Here is a 20,250-nt window from a genome sequence, read left to right as displayed (position 1 = left end):
ACGTGTCCCGCCCTCCGCACGTCGCGCTCGTTGTGGGGCCTCATGGTGCGTACGCCCTCGGTCCGGGTATCGACGAGCCATGGGCCCCGGCGGACGTCTCCGGTCGGTTCACCGAGGCGACGCGCCGCCTGGCCCCCCGGTGGGTCGTCTGGTCTGCGGCCTCGTCCTTGCGCGGCGTCGTCGCGGCCGGGGTCGACGTCAGCCGCACGTGGGACCTCGCTGAGGCTCACCGGCTCATCCACGGCGGCTGGTGGGCGAGCCCCGGGCACGTCGTCGCAGGCTGCCGTGGCCTCGACGAGGCGGGCGTGCCGGCCCCGCGGTCGCCGCGGCTGACCGGCTTCGACGGCGACCTCTTCGACGTCGCCGCGGGCGAGGACACCGCGCTGCTCACCGGCGACGGACACCTGCGCGCCGACGCCCTGTCCTGGGCCTCCGACGACAGTCGGCTGCGTCAGCTCGGCGAGCTCGCCCTCGAGTGCCGGTCGTCACAGCGAGAGGCGCTCGAGCGCATCGGCGGGTCGCACGCGCCCCGGCTGGAGCGCACGGTCTGGTCGGAGTCTGCCGCCGCGGTGCTCTGCCTCGAGCTCGAGCGTGACGGCCTGCCCGTCGACCGTGCGGCCGCCGAGGACCTCATCGCCTCGTCCGCCGGACCGCGGCCGCAGGACGACACGCACGCGGCCTCGATCCGCGCCGAGCGTGACGCCGCCGTGCTGCGCCACGCCCCGGGCCGTGAGCGCACCGACCTGCGCAACCCCGGCCAGGTGCGCGACCTGCTCCTGTCGGTCGGCGTCGACGTGCCGAGCACGCGCGCCTGGGTGCTCGAGCCCTACCGGCACACCCACCCTCTCGTCGACGCGCTCCTGCGGTGGCGCAAGGACGAGCGCATCGCGACGACCTACGGCTACCGCTGGCTCGACGACCACGTCGGTCCCGACGACCGTCTCCGTGGTGGCTGGACGGCCTGCGACGGGGCCGCCGGGCGCATGACGGCGCAGAACGGCCTGCACAACCTCCCCGCTCCCCTGCGACCCGCGATCCGCGCCGCCCCCGGTCACGTCTTCGTGCGCGCCGACCTGGGACAGATCGAGCCTCGCGTGCTCGCCGTCGTGAGCGCTGACCGGGCTTTCGCCGAGGCGACCCGCGCCGACGACCTCTACGCGCCCGTCGCTGCCAAGCTCGGCGCCGACCGCCCCAAGGCGAAGGTCGCCGTGCTGGCCGCGATGTACGGCCAGCGCTCCGGAGCCGCCGGTGAGGCGCTCAAGGACCTCGAGCGCGCGTACCCGGTCGCGATGGGCCTGCTCGACCGGGCCTATGCCGACGGTGTCGCGCGGCGTCCGGTCCGCACGTGGGGAGGCCGGTTGATCCGCTTCGGCGGCATACCGGTCGGCGCGACCCCGACGCCGGGCACAGCCGCCACCGACAGAGCCGCTCCCGACTCCGGTGAGACCTCGGCGACCGGGGCCGACGGCGCGCGCGGGCGATACGCCCGCAACGCGATCATCCAGGGGTCGGCGGCCGAGCTCTTCAAGGCCTGGGCCGCGACGGTGCGGCACGCGGTGCGTCCGCTGGGCGGCCAGATCGTGCTCTGCCTGCACGACGAGCTGCTCGTCCACGTTCCCGAACGACACGCCGAGGAAGCCGCGGCTGCGGTCGAGCAGACACTCACGAGCGCCGCCCGCACCTGGGCGGGCACCGACGAGGTGCGGTTCGTGGCCGACACGTCGGTCGTGCGCCGGTGGAGCGAGGCCAAGGACTGACCCCCAGCCTCCCCCGTCGACAGGCCAACACCTGCTGCCCCCGACACGTCGAGAGGCCAACACCTGCTGCCAGAGGCCGCCAGAGCTGGCCTCTCGACGGTCAGTGCTCGTCGTCGGTGACGTCCTTGAGGAAGGCCTCGAACTCCGCACCGATCTCGTCGGCGGTGGGCAGCTCGGAGAGGTCGGTCGCGAGCAGGCTGCGCTGCTTGCGTCCTTCGAGGAACGTGTCGTACTGCTGCTCGAGGGCCCGGACGACGGCGGTGATCTCGTCGGACTCCTCCATCTGGCGCGTGATCTCGGCGCGGTTGAGGCCTGCGGTCGCGGCCAGCTCGCGCAGGTCGAGGTCGAGACCCGTCGCCGCACGGACCCGTTCGAGGCCGAGCACCGCGGCGTCGGCGAACTCGGTCTGTCCGAGGTAGTGCGGCACGTGCACCGCGAAACCGATGGCGTCGAGACCCGCCTCGCCGAGCCGGAACTCGAGCAGCGACGAGAAGCTCGCCGGCACCTGGACCGTGCCGAACGCCGGGTCGTTGCCCGTGACGAGGCGCGGGTTGGTGCCGTGGGCCGTGACCCCGAGCGGACGCGTGTGCGGGACCGCCATGGGGATGCCGTGCACGCTCACAGTCAGGCCGACGCCGAACGCGTGGATGAGGGAGGTCGTCGCCTCGACCATGCGGTTCCACTGGTAGTCGGGCTCGGGCCCGACGAGCAGCAGGAACGGCGTCCCCTCCTTGTCGACGACTCGGTGCAGCAGCAGGCTCGGGTCGTCGTAGCTGGCCCAGTGGTCGCGGTCGAACACCATGACGGGCCGGCGCCCGCGGTAGTCGAGCAGCTGGTCGACGTCGAAGGAGGCGATGACGCGGGACTCGTGCGTCTCGAGGAGGTGGTCGGCCATGAGTCGTTGCGTGTGGCCGGCATCGATGAATCCACCGAGGGCGACGACGAGCACCGAGGCCTGCAGCTCCTGGAGGATGCTCGGTGAGGTGTCGCTCTCGAACTGGAAGAGCTCGGTCGGGTCCTGCACGGGTCTGGCCTTTCGTCGTACGCGGTCCATGGGTCCAACGTCCCGCTGGACACCATGATTCCCGGGTCAGCCGATCCTGGCGATGGCCTTGAGGATGCGCTGAGGCGAGACGCTGTGTGCCGTGCCGATCGTCTGCGCGAAGAGCGACACCCGCAGCTCCTCGATCATCCAGCCGATGTCGACGACGTCGGCGCGGCCGCGTTGTGCGGGGCGGAGGCGGTCGAGCAGGTCGGCGTAGCGGCCCTCGACGAGGTCGACCTGCTCGAGCGCCTGCGCGTCGCGCGCGAGGTTGGCGGGTGCCTTGTCGAGACGGTGCGTGATGGCGCGCAGGTAGCGGTCGAGGTCGGGCAGCCGCCGCAGGCCGGTGTCGGCCACGAAGCCGGGCCGGACGAGCTCACGCAGCTGCGCCCGCACGTCCGCGAGCATCGGTCGGATGGTGGGGCTGCTCGACCGGTCGAGCTCCGCGAGTCGGTTCGTCAGTGCGAGGTGCTTGGCCAGGATCGGCTCGACGAGACCGACGACGTGCACGACCTTGGCGGTGGTGTGGGTACGCACGGCCGACAGCGCCCACTCGAAGTCCTCCCGCGTGCGCACCGTGTGGTCAGCCCTGTCGGTGACCGCGTCGTCGCGGATCGCGTCGATCGCGGCGGCGAGGCAGTCGTCGAGCAGGGCGGGCACGCTGCCGTGCGGGTTGTGTCCGAGCGCGAGCTTCTGGGTGTTCGTCAGCCGCGCGAGGATCTGTTTCCACGGTGGGGTGATGCCGAGCAGGAGGAGCCGGCGCACGCCGAGACGGTGCTCGGCGTCGGCCTCGGCACGGGTCGGCAGGACCCGCAGGTCGACGGCCGCACCCGTGTCGACGAGGGCCGGGTAGCCCTGGACGCCGCTGTCGCTCTCGAAGGACTCGGCCACGCCCTCGTCGGGGAACGCGGTCAGACCGGTGCGCTCCACACCGGACCCGGCCCGGCTCACCTGGCGCCGCAGCTGCGGGGTGGCCGCGTCGCGGACCGCCTCGAGGTCCTTGCCTGTCGCGACAGGTCGGCCGTCGGGGCCGTCCACCTGGAAGGTGACGGTGAGGTGCGGGAGCACGCGCTCGACGTCGAAGTCGTCGGGTGTGACCACGACGCCGGCTCGGCGGCGCAGCACGGTCGCGAGCACCGGGAGAAGGGGACCGCTCGCCGGGTCGAGCTCGGGCAGCACCGCCCGCGCGTGGTCGGGCGCGGGCACGAGGTGGCGGCGGACTCCCTTGGGGAGACTGCGGATCAGTGCGGTGACGAGCTCCTCACGGAAGCCCGGCACCTGCCAGTCGAAGCCATCGGGGGTCACCTGGTTGAGGCGCTCGACCGGAATGTGCACGGTGACGCCGTCCTGGGCCGAGCCCGGCTCGAACTGGTACGTGACGGGTAGGACGTTCTCACCCTGAGTCCACGTCGTGGGGTGGTCGTCGTCGGCGAGGCTGCCGGCGCTCTCGCGGAGCAGCAGCTCCTCCGTGAAGGTCAGCAGGTCGGGCGACTCGCGGCGGGCCTTCTTCCACCACGTGTCGAAGTGCCGGCCCGACACCACCTCGGCGGGGATCCGCTTGTCGTAGAAGGCGACCAACGTGCTGTCGTCGACGACGATGTCGCGCCGACGGGTCCGCGCCTCGAGCTCCCCGAGCCGCTCGACGAGCGCCGCGTTGGCCTGGAGGAAGCCGTGCTCGGTGTTCCAGTCCCCCTCGACGAGCGCGTGCCGGATGAAGAGGTCGCGGGCGAGCTCGGGGTCGACGCTTCCGAGACCGACCACCCGCCCGACGACGAGCGGTACCCCGTAGAGCGTCACGCGCTCTGTCGCGACCGCCGAGCCTCGGCGTCCCGACCAGCGCGGCTCGGAGTACTGGCGCTTCACGAGGTGCTCGCCGAGCTGTTCGGCCCAGACGGGGTCGATGCGGGCGTTCATCCGGGCCCACAGTCGGGTCGTCTCGACGAGCTCCTCGGCCATGACGAACTGGGGCTGCTTGCGGAAGAGCGCCGAGCCGGGGCTGATGCCGAAGCGCGCACCCCGCGCGCCGGCATACTCCCGCTTCTGCTCGTCGCGCACGCCGACGTGCGAGAGGAGGCCGGCGAGGAGCGACTGGTGCACGGCGTCGCTGTCGACCTCGCCGTGGACGCTGCCGCGGCTGACGTCGAGGCCGGCCTGCTTCGCTGCCTGCTTGACCTGTGTGTGGAGGTCCTGCCACTCGCGTACGCGGAGGTAGTGGAGGAACTCGTTCTTGCACATGCGACGGAAGGCGCTGGAGCTCAAGGCTTTCTGCTGTTCCTTGAGGTAGCTCCAGAGGTTGAGCCAGCCGAGGAAGTCGCTCGTCTCGTCAGCGAAGCGCTTGTGCGCCGCGTTCGCGAGCTCCTGCTTCTCCTGCGGTCGCTCGCGGGGGTCCTGGATCGACAGCGCCGCGACGATGACGAGGACCTCCCTCAGCACGCCCCGCTTGTCCGCCTCGAGCACCATGCGTGCGTGTCTCGGGTCGATGGGCAGCATCGCGATCGTGCGGCCGTATGCCGTGAGGCGGCGTCCCGGACGCCGGCGCCCACGCCCGCCGGGATGGCTGTCCTCCTCGGGCTCGAACGCCTGGAGCTCCTCGAGCAGTCGGACACCGTCGGTGATCTGGCGCGAGTCGGGTGGGTCGACGAACGGGAACCTGGCGATGTCGCCGAGACCCAGACTCGTCATCTGGAGGATGACGGAGGCGAGGTTCGTGCGCAGGATCTCCGGGTCGGTGAACTCCGGGCGGCTGTCGAAGTCGTCTTCGGCGTAGAGGCGGATCGCGATGCCGTCGGAGACGCGGCCGCAGCGCCCGGAGCGCTGGTTGGCCGACGCCTGGCTGATCGGCTCGATCGGGAGTCGCTGGACCTTCGTGCGCTGGCTGTAGCGGCTGATGCGCGCGGTGCCGGTGTCGATGACGTAGCGGATGCCGGGAACCGTCAGCGATGTCTCGGCGACGTTGGTGGCCAGGACGATTCGTCGACCGGTGTGGGGAGAGAAGACGCGGTGCTGCTCCGCTGCGGACAGCCGGCCGTAGAGCGGCACCACCTCGGTGACCGGCAGCTTCATGCCGTTGAGCGCGTCGGCGGCGTCGCGGATCTCGCGCTCGCCGGAGAAGAAGACGAGGATGTCGCTGCTCGTGCCGGAGTGACGCTCGGTCCAGAGCTCCTCGACGGCCTCGCACACGCCGGTGACCATGTCTCGCTCGTCGTCGTCGGGCCGGTCGGGGTCGACGAGCGGCCGGTAGCGGATCTCGACGGGGAAGGTGCGGCCCGACACCTCGATGATGGGGGCGGGCTCCCCCGTGCGGGGGTCGGCGAAGTGCTGGGCGAACTTCTCCGGGTCGATCGTCGCCGAGGTGATGACGACCTTGAGGTCGGGTCGGCGCGGCAGCAGCTGCTTGAGGTAGCCGAGGATGAAGTCGATGTTGAGGCTGCGCTCGTGGGCCTCGTCGATGATGATCGTGTCGTAGCGGCGCAGCTCGCGGTCGCGCTGCATCTCGGCGAGCAGGATGCCGTCGGTCATGACCTTGACGAGGGTGTCGCGGCTGCTCTGGTCGGTGAACCGGACCTGGTAGCCGACGGCAGTGCCGAGCTCGGCCCCGAGCTCGTCGGAGAGTCGCTCCGCGACGGCGCGAGCGGCGATGCGCCGGGGCTGGGTGTGGCCGATGAGGCCGTCGAGGCCGCGGCCGAGCTCGAGGCAGATCTTGGGGATCTGGGTCGTCTTGCCCGAGCCGGTCTCACCCGCGATGACGACGACCTGGTGGTCGCGGATCGCGGCGGCGATGTCGTCGCGCCGGTCGACGACGGGAAGGTGCTCGGGATAGGTGATGGGTGGCACCGTGGCGGCACGCGCGACTCGACGTGCCTCGAGCTGCTCGGGGGTCAGCCCACGCCCGCCCGACCTGCGGTTGCCCTGGTCGCCCCCCGCACGGGGCTGGTCCGCTCGCGCACTGCCGGTGGCTACACCGCGCTCGCCCGGTGGCCTGCCGGCCTCGCCAGGCGGTGTGCCCGGTTCGCCCGGCGGTCTGCCCGGCTCGCCCGGCCCTGGTCGCCGACGCCCTCGCCTGCGGGGTGGCCGCGAGCGCGCCGGGGCGGAGGCGGGCTCGTCGGGCATGACCGACAGGATAGGCGGGACGGTGGGGTGGCTCCGAACGGATAACCCGTGGCGTGACCTGCCGGCGCGCGTCGCTCCTCGGTCCTTCGGGCTGCTCGCGCCCCGGCCCCGCCGGATGCCGGCCGGCACGTCACCTCGGGGAACGCCTCGGCGGCTCAGGTTGTCTGACTTGCGACGACGCGGGCACGCGAGGACCTACCGTGGTCCCACCCGTCGAAGCGAGGCAGCCTTGACCGACCACGGCACTCCGCGTCCGTACCTCCCGGACCCGCAGCGCGACCGGCACGTCTCCTTTCCCGACGAGCCGCCGGACCAGCGTTCGAGGGTGGGGTCGCTGCCTCCCGAGGCGTGGGCGCCGCGCCCGTCCGGGCCTGCAGCAGCGCAGCGGCCACCGGTCCCGCGCAGGTCGAGCAACCGCGGAGCGGGCCTGATCGCGGCCCTCGTCGTCGTGCCGCTCTTCTTCGGGATCGTGAACAGCGGCGCGAGCGGCTCGTCGTCCGCAGAGGACGGGTACGCCGTCGAGATGGGCAGCGACCAGTGGCGCGGCGACGGCGGGACGTATGTCGGTGCCGAAGGGCTGACCATCCAGCCGGTCGCCGACGAGGCGAGCGCGGTCCCACTGCTGTCCGAGGCGACGACGGTCCAAGGTGTTCCCGCTGACACCGCGCAGGTGCGCATCGAGGTCGCCGGCACACACGAGTCGGTCGACTTCGAGGTCGTCGGTCCCGACGGCGGCGTCCTCGAGAACACGGTCGACGAGCCGCTCCCCCTCGCCCGCATCGCCACCAAGCCCCCCGACGACCGCGTGACCATGCACGTCCACGCCAAGGACGCGTCAGGCGACACCGAGCTCCAGTGCCGCATCTACGCGGGTACCGTCCTCGTGGCCCTGGACACGGGGCGATCGAACGTCACCTGCACGGTCACATGGTGACGGCGGAACCCACGCAGACGACGCACACGAGACAGGGGACGACGTGTCAGAGAACCCACCGCACCCGCCGGACGCACCCGGCGTCGACCCGGAGGTGCGCCTCGACCCGACGCGCGACGCCGCCGGTGAGGAGACCGGGCCGGCAGAGCCCGCCGACCTGCCCGCCGACCCGCCGACCGGCGTGGGGATCGATGGCGGGGTGCACGCGTACGGCGTCGGCTTCGGAGTACAGCCACCGCCGCAGCCGAGCTGGGTGCCGCCGAGGGCCGCGCCGGGCCACCCGGCGACGGGTGAGGCCTCACCATGGACTCCTCACGCGCCGACACGCCCCGTCCGCACCGTCACGCTCGGCGGTGCGGTGGGTCGGGCGCTCGGTGGTCGGGTCCAGGCTTGGCACGTCGTCGCGGCGGCGGCCGGCCTGCTCATCCCGGTCGGGTTCGCCCTCGCGTCGAGCCTCGGAAGCGACCTCGAGCCGATCGACCGTCCCGTGGTCGGCGTGACCCGCAGCCGCCCGCTCGTCACGCCCACCTTCCAGGCGCCGTCCATCACCCTGCTGCCGGGCCAGCCGCCGTCGAAGCGAACGCCCAGCGCGTCGATCGGGGTGCCGCAGACGACGCCGACGACACGGTCGGTCATGACCGCTCCTCCACCGGTGATCCCGGTCCCGGCCCTGCCTGTCACGCCGGTGCCGACGGACGCCACGAGGGTCCGCTTCGAGGCGTACGCGGAGAAGGGCGCGCGGATCGAGGTGTCAGTGTCGGACGCAGGGCACCAGCCGTACGACTACCCCGTCCAGGCGTCGCCGCTCGCGTTCGAGACGACCATCTCCCCGAACGTCTCGAGCAACGACTACGTCAGCATGCGCGTGCGCATCCACGACCCGAGCGGGTCGGGTTCGCGCGGCTCGGTCTCCTGCCGTGTCCTGGTCGACGGCATCGTCGTGAGGAGCCAGCAGGGCCGCGGGTACGCGACGTGCCACCTCATGCCGTACTACGAGATCAGGCGTCCCTGATCGGTCGACGGTTCAGACGTCGGCGTCGTCCGCCGAAGCACGAGCGGCCTTGCGGCGCTTGTTGATCGCGATCCGCGCTGCCATGGCCTTCTGGAACGCGAGGTGCCAGAAGCGGCTGATGACGAGCTCGCGCTCCCCGACCATCTCGACGACGTCGGCGCCCGCCCCGAGCTTGAAGAGCAGCAGACCCGTGAGCGGGCTCGTCGCCCCCAGCGAGGTGTTGAAGCCACGAAGGTCGTAGGCCTCGCAGCCGGCGGCGGCCGCGTCGCGGATCGCCTGCCACTGCAGGGCGTTCGAGGCACGCGCGTCGCGGTTGCGCTCGGTCGAGCCGCCGTAGAGGTAGGAGAACGTGCGCCCGAAGCGGATCATGAGCGCGGACGCGAGGACGTCGCCGTCGACGTGGGCCTCGTAGAAGCGTGCCGAGACCGGACCGTCCTCGGATGCGAACGAGCGCGCCATGACCTCGAAGTAGGCCTTGGGCCGGGGCAGGAAGTTGTCGCGCTGCGCCGACTCGACGTAGAGGTCGTGGAACGTGTCGAGCCCCTCGGGTCCGACGGCACGCACCTGCACGCCGGCCTTCTCGGCCTTCTTGACGTTGCGGCGCCACTGCTGGTTCATGCCCTTGAGCAGGTCGGCCTCGGAGCGGCCACGCAGGTCGACGATGCACAGCAGACGGGGCTGGCCCACGGCGACACCGTCGGCGCCGAGCGGCAGCCAGTCGTGGGCATCGAGCCAGGCCTCGAGGCTGCGGGCGGCCGGGTTGTCGACGGCCGTCGGCAGGCTCGTGAAGCTGAGCAGCCCGTTGTCGAGCACCTGCTTCTTGACCGGGTCTCGGTCCCAGATGCGCGACACCACGGGGAAGCCGAGTCGCAGGGCGAACGCCTTCGTGCCCTTGGCCCACACGACGAGCGGGTCGATCCAGGCGGCCGGGTCGCCGGCGACGACGTCCCACGGCAGGCCTGGGCCCTCCGGGAGGTAGGCGTACGAGCGCGACAGCCGCGGGATGGTCCGGGAGAGGACCGTCCCTGCCCCCACACGGCGGCCGGCCGCGTCGAACCAGCCGAGATGGGTGCGGCGCCACCCCGCCTTCGCTCGGCCCCAGGCCGGCGTCTGCAGGAAGCTGCCGCCGACCTCGAGCAGGGTCTCGACGGCCTCGTCGGCACTGATCTCGCGGACCGTGAGCGGACCGGTGACAGGAGTCGGCTCCGGCACGGGGGCAGGGGTCGGCGCGGTGGCAGGGGTCTGCTCGGTCATGGCCGCAACCCTATCGGCGCCGGATCAGTCCGCAGACCGCGCAGGCTGCCCACCGCCCAGGCCGGATGCCGCCGTGGCACGGGCCGTGCGCCGGATCCACCACAGGCCGAGCAGTGGCAGCAGGAGCGGGACGTAGCCGTAGCCGGAGCCGAAGTGCGACCACACCGTCTTGTCCGGGAAGGCCGACGGGACGGCATACGAGATGGCCCCGACGACGAGCACGCCGAGCAGCTCGACGGTGAGCGCGATCGTCGCGAGGCGCACCGACGCCCGGTCGCCGCGGGCGAGGCCCACCGTCGCCACCACGTAGATGACGGCCGCGAGGGCCGAGAGGATGTACGACACGGGCGCGCGGTCGAAGTACTCGCTGATCTGCAGGATCGACCGACCCGTCGCGGCGAGCGCCAGGAGGCCGTAGACGGCGACGAGGAGGCGGCCGAAGCCGTGCCCGGTGTGCGGGCGCTCCTGCTGGGAGCCGGTGGACGAGGTGCCGCTGTCAGGGCCGTCGTCAGGCATTGAGCGTCCAGACCTGCTGCAGGCGTGCCAGGAGGATCGCCACGACGACGGCCCCTCCGAGCACGACCGCCATGGCCCACTGCGTCTTCTCCTTGATGGCGATGACGACGACGGCGGGCAGCACGAGCAGCACGGTGAAGAGGTAGGCGATGAAGGTCGCCCGCTCCGCTCCGTCGTCGATGGCAGATGCCTTCGTGAGCCCGACGACGAGCTGGCCGAGCAGGCCGAGCTCGGTGGCCGCGGCGACGAGGACCAGCGGGTCGTCCACGAGGCGGCGACGCAGGAGGTGGTGGACGGCCAACAGGCCGACCACGCCGCTCGCGACGAGCAGCACGACGGTCAGGGGTTGGAGCACCCGAGAAGCCTACGGGGTCACTGTGGGACCCACCGACGTCCGGTAGGTGCCGGGGCGGAGGGTAGTTTTCGTCACGACGACCACCCCCGCCGGCGCGACCGGTCCCACCCCGAGGAGCACTCGTGTCGATCCGCCCGATCGCCGTGGACCGCGCTGCCGGGGTGCTGCTCGGCGAGGCGTGCGGTGACGCGCTGGGTGTCCCCTACGAGATGGCCGCCCCACCGGTCGGCGAGGCCGTCATGAAGGGCGGTGGCCTCGGACCGTACGAGCCGGGTGAGTGGAGCGACGACACGCAGATGACGTTGTGCGTCGCGCGGATCTCGGCCCAGGGCATCGACCTGGCCTCGCCCGAGGGTCTCGACGCCGTCGCGGAGGCGTTCACGGCCTGGCTCGACGGCGGCGCGACCGATGTCGGGGTGCAGACGCGGTCGGTGCTGACCGACGCGAAGCACCTCGCCGGCCCACCACACGAGCGCCTGACCAGGGCCAGCGAGGCGCTGCACGCGCGCACGGGTCTGACAGCCGGCAACGGGGCCCTGATGCGCACACCGATCGTCGGGCTCTCGACCCTCGACGACCGCCAGGCGACGGCTCGTGCGGCGCGCTCGATCGCCCTGCTCACCCATGCGGACCCACTCGCCGGCGACTCGGCGGTGCTGTGGTCCGAGGCGATCCGCGTCGCCGTTACCGAGGGAAGGCTCGACCTCGCCGCCGGCCTCGACCTCGTCACCCCGGCGAACGTCGGACGGTGGGGCGACTGGATCGAGGCCGCGACCGGCGCAGAACCCGGCCGGTTCGGCGACAACGGCTACGCCGTGACGGCCCTGCAGGACGCCTGGGCCGCGATCACGACCACCGACCGCGGCGACGGCTCGGCCATGCATCTGCAGCGGGGTCTGCAGGCGGCGGTCCGCGCCGGCCACGACACCGACACGGTCGCCGCCATCGCGGGCTCGCTGCTGGGTGCCCGCTACGGCGCGTCCTCGGTCCCGACCCAGTGGCGCCGCATGGTGCACGGTTGGCCGGGCCTGCGCGCCCATGACCTCGTCGAGCTCGCCGTGTCGACCTCCGTCGGAGGCCGCCGTGTCGACGAGTGGCCGTCGGTCGAGTCGATGCGCGACCCCAACGTTCTCGTCCTGGGGATTCCGCACCCCATCGACCCCGACATCGTGCTCGGCACGATCAGCGACCTCGGCCGCGTCCGGGAGCTCGACGTGCAGGCCATCGTGTCGCTGTGCCCCCTGGGGCTGCGGGACATCCCGGCGGAGGGCATGACGGCGCGCGACCACATCGAGTTCTGGATCAACGACGAGGACGAGGAAGAGTCCAACCCGCACCTGGACTTCGTCCTCGACGACGCCTCGTCGGCCCTCCGGCAGTTCCGGGCCGAGGGCAAGCGGGTGCTCGTCCACTGCGGACGCGGCACGCAGCGGACTCCCGCAGTCGCCCTGCGGTATGCCGTCGACCTCGGTGTGGCGCCCGAGCTCGCAGAGCGCTCGATCCGCGACGCCCTGCCGCACATCCGCGGCGAGGGCCGGCTCTGGCACGTCGCGGCGCACGGGGCCTGACGGCCTGCTCGCGGCGGGCGCGTCGTCAGACGGTCTTGGCCTCGTCGACGTAGCGGCACAGGGCGTTGACGGCGCGAAGCTCCTCGGGCGTGTGCACCGCGGCGTCGGTGAGCATGGGACTGCCGACGACGACCGCCATGGCACGGGCCCGCGAGATCGCGACGTTGAGCCGGTGCAGGTCATAGAGGAACGAGACCCCGCGCGGCGCGAGGGCCGCCGTCGTGCTCGCCATCGAGTAGATGACGACCGCGCCCTGCTGTCCCTGGAACTTGTCGACGGTGCCGACGCGCGCGCCCTCGGGCAGTGCCGCGGCAAGCGTCGCCACGTGCGCGTTGTAGGGGGCGACGACGAGGACGTCGTCGAGCTCGACCGGCTTCGTCTCGCCGTCCGCGGTGGTCCACGTGCCGCGCAGGAGGTCGGCGAGCAGGTCGCGCACGACCGCGGCCTCCTGCGGGCTGGACTGCTCGCAGAGCCGTTCGTGCTCCACCGGCACCCAGCGGAGCCCGTCCCCGGACAGCGCACCGGGCGCGTCGACGGAGAGCCGTTCGCGACCCGGCGCCGACTCGAGCCTGCCCTCGTAGGCGAGCTCGGACACGAATGCCGTCAACGTGGGGTGCATCCGGTGGGTGCGGTCGAGGAACACACCGCGGTCTGCCGGGATGACGTCGTGGACGCCGTCGTCGCCGGTGCGCAGGTGGTCGAGGGCGGACACGCCCGAGCCGTAGGGGTGGACGGCCTTGGTCGGCTGGGTCAGCTGCTGCGGGTCACCGAGCAGCACGAGGGACCTGGCTGACGGGGCGACGGCGACAGCGTTGGCGAGCGAGAACTGGCCGGCCTCGTCGATGACGAGCACGTCGACCGCGTCGACCATGTCGTCGCGCGACCACAGCCAGGCCGTGCCGCCGACGAGCCTCGCCTCGCCGCTCGCGAGCGCGGCCGCGATCTCGGCGTTGTCGGACGTGTGCCGGATCAGGGCGTTGGGGTCGTCGGGCTCGACGCCCTCCTCGGCGTTCGTGCCGTCCTTGTGCCACGCGGGGCGCGCGACCTCGTCGAGGAGGTGGAGCACGACGGCGTGCGACTGCGCCGTCACGCCGACCCGCAGGCCGGCGTCGAGCAGCTCGCGGATGAGCGCGGACCCGGCATACGTCTTGCCCGTGCCGGGCGGACCCTGGACCGCGAGCACCTCGCCGTCGAGCGCCCGCCCGACGCGCACGACGACGTCCTTCGGCGACTCACCGTCGCGGACCGCCAGCGCCTCGGCTGTGGGGACGACGCGGCCGATGAGGCGCGTCGCGAGGTTGGTGCCCCCTTCGAGGGCGAGCTGACCGGTGCGCGCGATGCTCGCCCGGAGCACCTGGTCCATGACCGGCCCGGGGCCACCGAGCCCGCGCGGCCGGGGCGGCTCGAGCGACTTCTTCATCGACAGCTCTATCCAACCCTCGACCGGGTCGAGGTCGACGACCTTGCCGACCGGGACGTGAGTGTCGACGTCGGGGACGTACTTGCCGACCGAGACCTTGCAGTCCTGCGGCGGGAACGGGTAGCGCCAGACCCTCGAGAGCTTGACGACACGCATGGGTACGGGCTCGCCGAGGTCGCCGATCGCCGTGGCGTCCTCGACGAGCTCGGCCGTCTCGAGCTCCTTGTAGCGGAAGAAGTCCCACCACTCGGGACGCTTCTCGCGCCGGTGCCAGCCCACGAGACCGGCGAGCAGGAGCCCGCCGGGCCGTCCGGACTCGACGAGCCGCTCGGCCAGGTCGATCTCGGCGCGCTCCTCGTCGCTGATCGGGCGGAGCTGCTCGGGCACCGGACGGGCCAGCATGTGACCGGCGCGTTCGAGCTCGCGGCGACGCTCCTCCAGCCAGTCGTGCAGGGCGAGCGTGGAGCGGACGTCCTCCTCGTTGTAGCGCCGGATGTCGTCGAGGATCGTCTGGTCGGGGTGACCCTCGTCGCGACCGGCCAGCCAGCGTTCGTACTCGACGACCGACGACAGACCGTCGGCGACACCGTCTCCCTGGGCCTTGCGGGTGTGCCCCCAGTAGAACTCCTCGAGCTTCTTGATCGAGTAGGAGCCCTTGCTGATGCGCACCCCCTGACGGACCACCGCGTAGAGGTCGACGAAGACCTCGTGACGCAGGAGCTGGTCGAGCTCGGCCTCGCGCGTCGCGTGCTGGCCGACGAGGCGCTTGAGCGCCGTCGTCTCGTAGGGGGCGTAGTGGTAGACGTGGAAGCCCGGGTGGCGCTGCCAGCGCTCGGTCAGCCAGTCGACGAGCTGGGTCGTGAGGCTCCCCTCCTCGGCGAAGTCGTGCGCCCAGAACGCGACGAACTCGCCCTGCCGGGTCCAGATGCCGGCGAGGTACTCGCGGCCGGCCCCGCCCTCGGCCCATGGGTCGCCCTCGAAGTCGAGGTAGACGTCGCCCTCGTCGGGCTCGGGCAGCATCTGCAGGCCGCGTGCCGGCTCAGGCGCCAGCAGCTCGTACTGCGCCTGCCCCGTGTCGCGCTCGGCGACCTGCAGCCGCGCCTGCTGGAGCAACCGGCGCCGCGTCGACACCGAGAGACCCGCGGCGAGCTGCTCCTCGCTGGACTCGGCCAGCGCACGCAGCGTCGGGATGCCGAGGTCGATGAGCGCCGCACGGTGGTCGGCCCGCATGCCCGCGACCTGGATGAGGTCGTCGCGGTCGAGCCACTCCTGGGCGCAGCGCTCCTTCCAACGGCACTGGCCGCAGTGCTGGACGCGCGCGGACTCGGTCTGGCGCGGGTTGGCGATCGCGTCGAGCAGCTCCGCGCGCCGGCGGCGCGCGTAGGGGGCGACGTCGACGAGCCGCCACGGGTGCGCCTCGGTGTCGCCGGTCACGACCGTCAGCCACTGCGGGGGCACGCCCTGGAGCGTCTCGAGGCGCGCGGCATACGTGGCCATCTGGAGCAGCGCCGGCACCTTGAGCCGGCGGGCGAGCTTGGTGTCGGCGATGTCGTAGCGCCACGGCCCGAGGTCGCTGCGCTCCCCGTCCGACAGGTCGACTCGGAGCAGGAAGTCGGCCAGACCCACCCAGTGGCCGTCGTAGAACGTCGCCTGGTAGACGACGTCGACGCCGCGGCGCATGGCTTCGAGCGTCGCCGCCTCGGCGGCAGCGCCCCGCACGCCGAGGGCGGCGACGTCTTCCACGACCCGGCCCTCGGACCGAAGCTGCTCGAGGTAGGCGCGCTCGTGGTCGAGGCCCTTGGCGAAGACGAGGTTGAGCGAGTCGTCGGCACCGCTCGGGCGGGTACCGCCGGCGAACGGGGCGTCGAGCGCCTCGAGGTCGAGCGTCGTGATGTGGGCGCAGGCAACGTGCTTCGTCAGGTCCGTGGGGCTGAGGACCAGGTGCCCGTCGATGCGCTGCATGGAGCCGAGTATGCCGTCCGCCTCCGACACCCCTCGGACGGCGGCACGCTCGCCGCGCACGAGCCCGGGAACCGGGATAGGTTGCACGCGGCGTGGCAGGCAACTCGGGGGCGAGCGTCCCTGCGCACGCGATGCAACGACGCGTCGCGCGCGAACGGAGCCGCGCCAGGAGGATGACTTGTCCATCAACTCTCGGGGACCGCGGCGCTGGCGTCGCGGACTGCTTGGCTCGGTGAGCGCAGGTGCCGTCACGGCCCTCGTCGCCGCGACTCTCGGGGCCGCGCCGGTGGCGGCGAGCCCCGACCCGTCCCTGAAGCACCGCAGCGACGCCTCGGTGCCGGACGACGTGTTGGGCGCCGGCTCGTTCGGCCTCGGGACGAAGCGCGTCGCCGGCGACACCGTCGACCCGGCGCTCCGCAAGGCAACCGGCAGCGTCGACGTCATGATCGAGCTCGACGCCGCTCCCGCCACGACGGCCTTCGGCCAGGCTCGCGGACGCGGCCTCGCCGCGGCGAAGAGCGCAGCGCGCAGCCAGACCTCGGCGGTCAAGGCCGCCCAGACGCGGGTCGAGTCGCGCTTCGGCGACGCCGCCACACGCGCCCGCACCCTGTACAAGGCGCACGCGGCCTACTCCGGCATCGCCGTGCGCACCGACGCGAGCCGCCTCACGGCACTCGCCGCGATCCCGGGCGTCAAGGCGATCCACCGGCTGACCCCCAAGGAGGCGACGAACAGCTCGTCGGTGCCGCTCATCGGTGCCCCCGAGGTCTGGCAGGCCCCGAAGGCACAGACGGGCAAGGGAGTCCGGGTCGGCATCATCGACACCGGAATCGACTACACGCACGCCGACTTCGGCGGCCCGGGCAGCACGGCCGCCTTCGAGGAGGCCAAGGGGTCCGACGCCTTCACTCCCACCGCCAAGGTCGTCGGGGGGTACGACTTCGCCGGCGACGCGTACGACGGCGACGACCCCACCTCGGTCCCCGCCCCGGACGCCAACCCGCTCGACTGCAACGGGCACGGCTCTCACGTCGCCGGCACGACCGCCGGCATCGGCGTCGCCGCCGACGGCACGACGTGGACCGGCGGTTACTCCTCCGACATCGACCCGGCCGCGCTGGACATCGGCCCGGGCGTTGCGCCCGAGGCGAGCCTCTACGCGCTCAAGGTGTTCGGCTGCGACGGGTCGACGAACGTCGTCGGCCAGGCCCTCGACTGGGCGGCCGACCCCAACGGCGACGGTGACCTCACCGACCACCTCGACGTCGTCAACATGTCCCTCGGCAGCTCCTACGGCTCCCCGCAGGACCCTGATGCCGTCGCCGCCAACAACCTCGCCGCACTCGGCACCGTCGTCGTGGCCTCCATCGGCAACTCGGGTGACGTCTACGAGGTCGGCGGCTCCCCCGGCAACGCCCCGCGCGTCCTCGCGGTCGCGGCCAGCGACGACGGCAACGACGTCGTCGACGGCCTGAAGGTCGACTCCCCGGCCGGCATCGAGCCGGACGACACCGTCGACGGCAAGCCGGACAACGTCTTCGCCTCGCTCAAGTCGGTGGCGTACGACTGGGTGGACAAGCCCGGTGTGACAAACACCCCGGTCGTCGCGGTCGGTGACTGGTCCAAGCCTGCGGCCGACGACAACAACACCGACGGCTGCTCTGCGTACTCCGACGCCGACAAGGCGCTCGTCGACGGCAAGGTCGTCCTGCAGACGTGGCTCGACGGCAACGGCCGCCGTTGCGGCTCCGCGGCGCGCGCCCAGCTCGCCGAGGACGCCGGTGCGGTCGGTGTCATCTACGGCAGCGACGTCAACGCCTTCTCGGCCGGCGTCACGGGTGACGCCGACATCCCCGCGATGCTCGCCGTCAACCAGGCGACGAAGGCCATCAAGGCGCAGCTCGACACCTCCACCGAGGTCCGCGCCACGATGACGAACGCCCTGCGCAACTCCGTGTCGATCAGCAACCCCAGGGCCGTCGACCAGGTCGCCGGCTTCTCGTCGCGGGGAGTCGGGGTCGCGGGCGGCATCAAGCCCGATGTCGCCGCCCCGGGCGTGACGACGTTCTCCGCAGCGGTCGGCACCGGCAACGAGGGCATCGCCGAGAGCGGCACCTCGATGGCCGCGCCGCACGTCGCCGGCGAGGCCGCCCTCGTGCGCGGCTCGCACCCGGCCTGGTCGGTCGAGGAGGTCAAGGCCGCCATCATGAACACCGCGACCCAGGACGTCTTCGTCGGGCCCGACCACACGGGCGACGTCTACGGCCCGGAGCGGGTCGGCGCCGGTCGGGTCCGCGCAGACGCGGCCGTCGGCACAGGCACCCTCGCCTACGTCACCGACGACAAGGGCGCCGTGAGCGTCTCGTTCGGCCCGGTCGCCGTCACCGCCCCGACCCAGACGCTGACCAGGACGGTCCGCATCGTCAACAAGCGGCCCGTGACATCGGCGTCGTACCTCCTGTCGTACGCCCCGGCGCACGAGACCCCCGGCGTCACCTACACGTTCAGCCCGTCCCAGGTGCGGGTGCCGGCTGGCGGCTCGGTCGACGTGACCGTCACCGCGACGTTCACCCGGTCGGCCCTGCGAGCCGTGCCGGACCCGACGACCGAGGCCGACCCCCTGGGCGCTGACCTCCAGCGCAGCTACCGGGCCGACGCGAGCGGCCGAATGGTGCTCGAGCCGGTGCGCGGCACTCCGGGGGGCGAGCTGCGGGTCCCGGTCTGGTCGGCGCCGCGTGCGGCCTCCACCATGGCCTCACCGTCGAGCACCACCGTGACCAAGAACGCCGGCCTGCCGGCCGGTGTCGCCACGTCGATGCTTCCCCTCACGGGCACCGGTATCGACCAGGGCAGCGGCACGACGGGCTACACCTCGACCGTGTCGACGTTCCAGCTGCAGGGCACCAGCCCGCGCATCGTGGACTGCTCGTCGACCAGGGTCGTGGACTGCGTCGACACGGCCGACGACCGTGGGGCTGACCTGCGCTACGTCGGCGCGGCTTCCGACGCCCCAGCCGCCGGTGACCTGGCGGACGCGCTGCTGACCTTCGGGATCACCACGCAGGGCCCGTGGCGGACGCCGGCCTCCTCCACGGAGTTCGACGTCTTCCTCGACACGGACGCCGACGGCACGGCCGACGCTGCCGTCTACAACACGAGGCTCGCGACGGCGACCGACGACTACGACTACTTCGTGTCGGAGCTCGCCGACCTGCGCCCGGGCGACGGCTACGGCGAGGTGCTCGACCAGCAGCTGCTCAACGGCATCGACGGGTCCTTCGACACGAACGCCTTCAACAGCGACTCGCTCGTGCTGCCGGTGTCGGTCGCTGCCCTCCAGGACGCCGGCCTCGTCTCCGGCACGGCGCCGAGGCTGCGCTACTGGGTGAGCTCGTTCAGCCAGAGCGGTGCCGTCGACTCGGTCGGCTCGGCCACCAAGCCGATGACGATCAGCCTGGCCTCCCCCGGCCTGTCGGCCTACGGCGACTTCGGCACGCTGCTGAGCACCGACCTCCCGGGCGAGCAGCTCGAGGTCCGTCGCGACGAGGCGTCGGCGAAGGTCGACAAGCCGCAGGGCCTGCTCCTGATGCACCACCTCAACGCGAACGGCTCGCGCGCCAAGGTCGTCACGGTGCGCACGACCTCGACGACGAAGCTCACGGCCAGCCCGACGAGCCACACGTACGGCGGCCGGACGACGCTGACCGCGACCGTCTCCCCGTCGAGCGCCACGGGCACCGTGACGTTCGGCTGGAACGGCAAGCCGCTGCGCACCGTCGCCGTCTCGGGCGGCAAGGCGGTCCTGCCCGTCACGGGCCTGCCGCGGGGCACGCAGTCGTTCACGGCGCGCTACTCCGGCGACGCGCAGACGCTCGCGAGCAGCTCGGCGACGGTGAAGGTCACCGTGAAGGGCCTGGCTAGCCGGACGACGCTCAGCTCGAACCACACGAGCTACCGCTACGGCGGACGGCCCGTCCTGACCGCCATGGTCTCGCCCACGGCAGCGATCGGCACGGTCACCTTCCGCGACGGCACGCGCGTCCTCGGCACGTCGACCGTCTCGAGGGGCAGGGCCACGCTGTGGGCGCCGGTCCTCTCGCGCGGCACGCACTCCGTGAAGGCGACCTACAACGGCTCGCGGGGCTACAACCCGTCGGCTTCGACCGCGGTGACCCTCCGCGTGAGCTGAGGTAGCAGCCGCACCATCGCGATGACGTATGCCGTCCGGCTGAGCACGCCGGACGGCATACGTCTGCCTGGGGTTCCTTGGGGCACGGTGGTGCACGAAGGCCGGGCGGCCCGACGGCGCAAGGCAGTACG

11 protein-coding genes are annotated in these 20,250 nt (G+C 72.4%); 5 read left to right on the top strand and 6 right to left on the bottom strand.

Annotated elements, in window-relative coordinates:
• The first annotated feature begins 2 nt into the window (after positions 1-2).
• On the top strand, positions 3-1,757 hold the full coding sequence (locus ACFQU3_RS07120) for a DNA polymerase (protein ID WP_385908127.1): 1,755 nt from the start codon (positions 3-5) through the stop codon (positions 1,755-1,757).
• A gap of 100 nt (positions 1,758-1,857) precedes the next feature.
• Here ACFQU3_RS07120 and ACFQU3_RS07115 read toward each other — a convergent pair whose 3' ends face one another.
• Both ACFQU3_RS07115 and hrpA read right to left on the bottom strand, forming a co-directional pair.
• Positions 1,858-2,781 (bottom strand): PAC2 family protein, encoded by a 924-nt coding sequence (locus tag ACFQU3_RS07115; protein WP_385908125.1) that lies wholly within the window; start codon positions 2,779-2,781, stop codon positions 1,858-1,860.
• A gap of 66 nt (positions 2,782-2,847) precedes the next feature.
• Positions 2,848-6,909 (bottom strand): ATP-dependent RNA helicase HrpA, encoded by a 4,062-nt coding sequence (gene hrpA / locus ACFQU3_RS07110; protein WP_385908123.1) that lies wholly within the window; start codon positions 6,907-6,909, stop codon positions 2,848-2,850.
• A gap of 229 nt (positions 6,910-7,138) precedes the next feature.
• Between hrpA and ACFQU3_RS07105 the strand changes: the two genes are divergently transcribed.
• Together ACFQU3_RS07105 and ACFQU3_RS07100 are read left to right on the top strand one after the other, a co-directional pair.
• Positions 7,139-7,843, top strand: coding sequence for a hypothetical protein (locus tag ACFQU3_RS07105; RefSeq protein ID WP_385908121.1), 705 nt, complete (start codon positions 7,139-7,141; stop codon positions 7,841-7,843).
• Between the two features lie 43 nt (positions 7,844-7,886).
• Positions 7,887-8,855, top strand: coding sequence for a hypothetical protein (locus ACFQU3_RS07100; protein WP_385908119.1), 969 nt, complete (start codon positions 7,887-7,889; stop codon positions 8,853-8,855).
• A gap of 12 nt (positions 8,856-8,867) precedes the next feature.
• Here ACFQU3_RS07100 and ACFQU3_RS07095 read toward each other — a convergent pair whose 3' ends face one another.
• From ACFQU3_RS07095 to ACFQU3_RS07085, 3 genes are read right to left on the bottom strand one after another with little or no spacing between them, the layout of a single operon-like run.
• A complete protein-coding gene (locus ACFQU3_RS07095) occupies positions 8,868-10,109 on the bottom strand; it encodes a lipid II:glycine glycyltransferase FemX (RefSeq protein WP_385908117.1) in 1,242 nt (413 codons plus the stop codon).
• Positions 10,110-10,133: 24 nt separating this feature from the next.
• A complete protein-coding gene (locus ACFQU3_RS07090) occupies positions 10,134-10,625 on the bottom strand; it encodes a hypothetical protein (protein WP_385908115.1) in 492 nt (163 codons plus the stop codon).
• Positions 10,618-10,980: a hypothetical protein gene (locus ACFQU3_RS07085; RefSeq protein ID WP_385908113.1), complete on the bottom strand. Its 363-nt coding sequence runs from the start codon at positions 10,978-10,980 to the stop codon at positions 10,618-10,620. The genes ACFQU3_RS07090 and ACFQU3_RS07085 overlap by 8 nt, the downstream gene beginning before the upstream one ends.
• 122 nt (positions 10,981-11,102) lie before the next feature.
• On the opposite strand from ACFQU3_RS07085, the gene ACFQU3_RS07080 reads away from it, so the two are divergent.
• Entirely contained in the window at positions 11,103-12,548 is a 1,446-nt protein-coding gene (locus ACFQU3_RS07080; RefSeq protein WP_385908111.1) for an ADP-ribosylglycohydrolase family protein, read from the top strand.
• A 25-nt stretch (positions 12,549-12,573) separates the two neighbouring features.
• Here the strand turns inward: ACFQU3_RS07080 and ACFQU3_RS07075 are convergent, their stop codons facing one another.
• Positions 12,574-15,930, bottom strand: coding sequence for a TM0106 family RecB-like putative nuclease (locus ACFQU3_RS07075; protein ID WP_385908109.1), 3,357 nt, complete (start codon positions 15,928-15,930; stop codon positions 12,574-12,576).
• A gap of 232 nt (positions 15,931-16,162) precedes the next feature.
• Between ACFQU3_RS07075 and ACFQU3_RS07070 the strand changes: the two genes are divergently transcribed.
• Positions 16,163-20,119: a S8 family serine peptidase gene (locus tag ACFQU3_RS07070; RefSeq protein WP_385908107.1), complete on the top strand. Its 3,957-nt coding sequence runs from the start codon at positions 16,163-16,165 to the stop codon at positions 20,117-20,119.
• The last annotated feature ends 131 nt before the right edge of the window (positions 20,120-20,250 follow it).

The organism is Terrabacter sp. GCM10028922 (assembly GCF_042666095.1).
GTDB lineage: Bacteria > Actinomycetota > Actinomycetes > Actinomycetales > Dermatophilaceae > Terrabacter.
The sequence above is the reverse complement of the archived record's forward strand: the minus strand, read 5'-3'. Positions and strand labels throughout refer to the sequence as shown.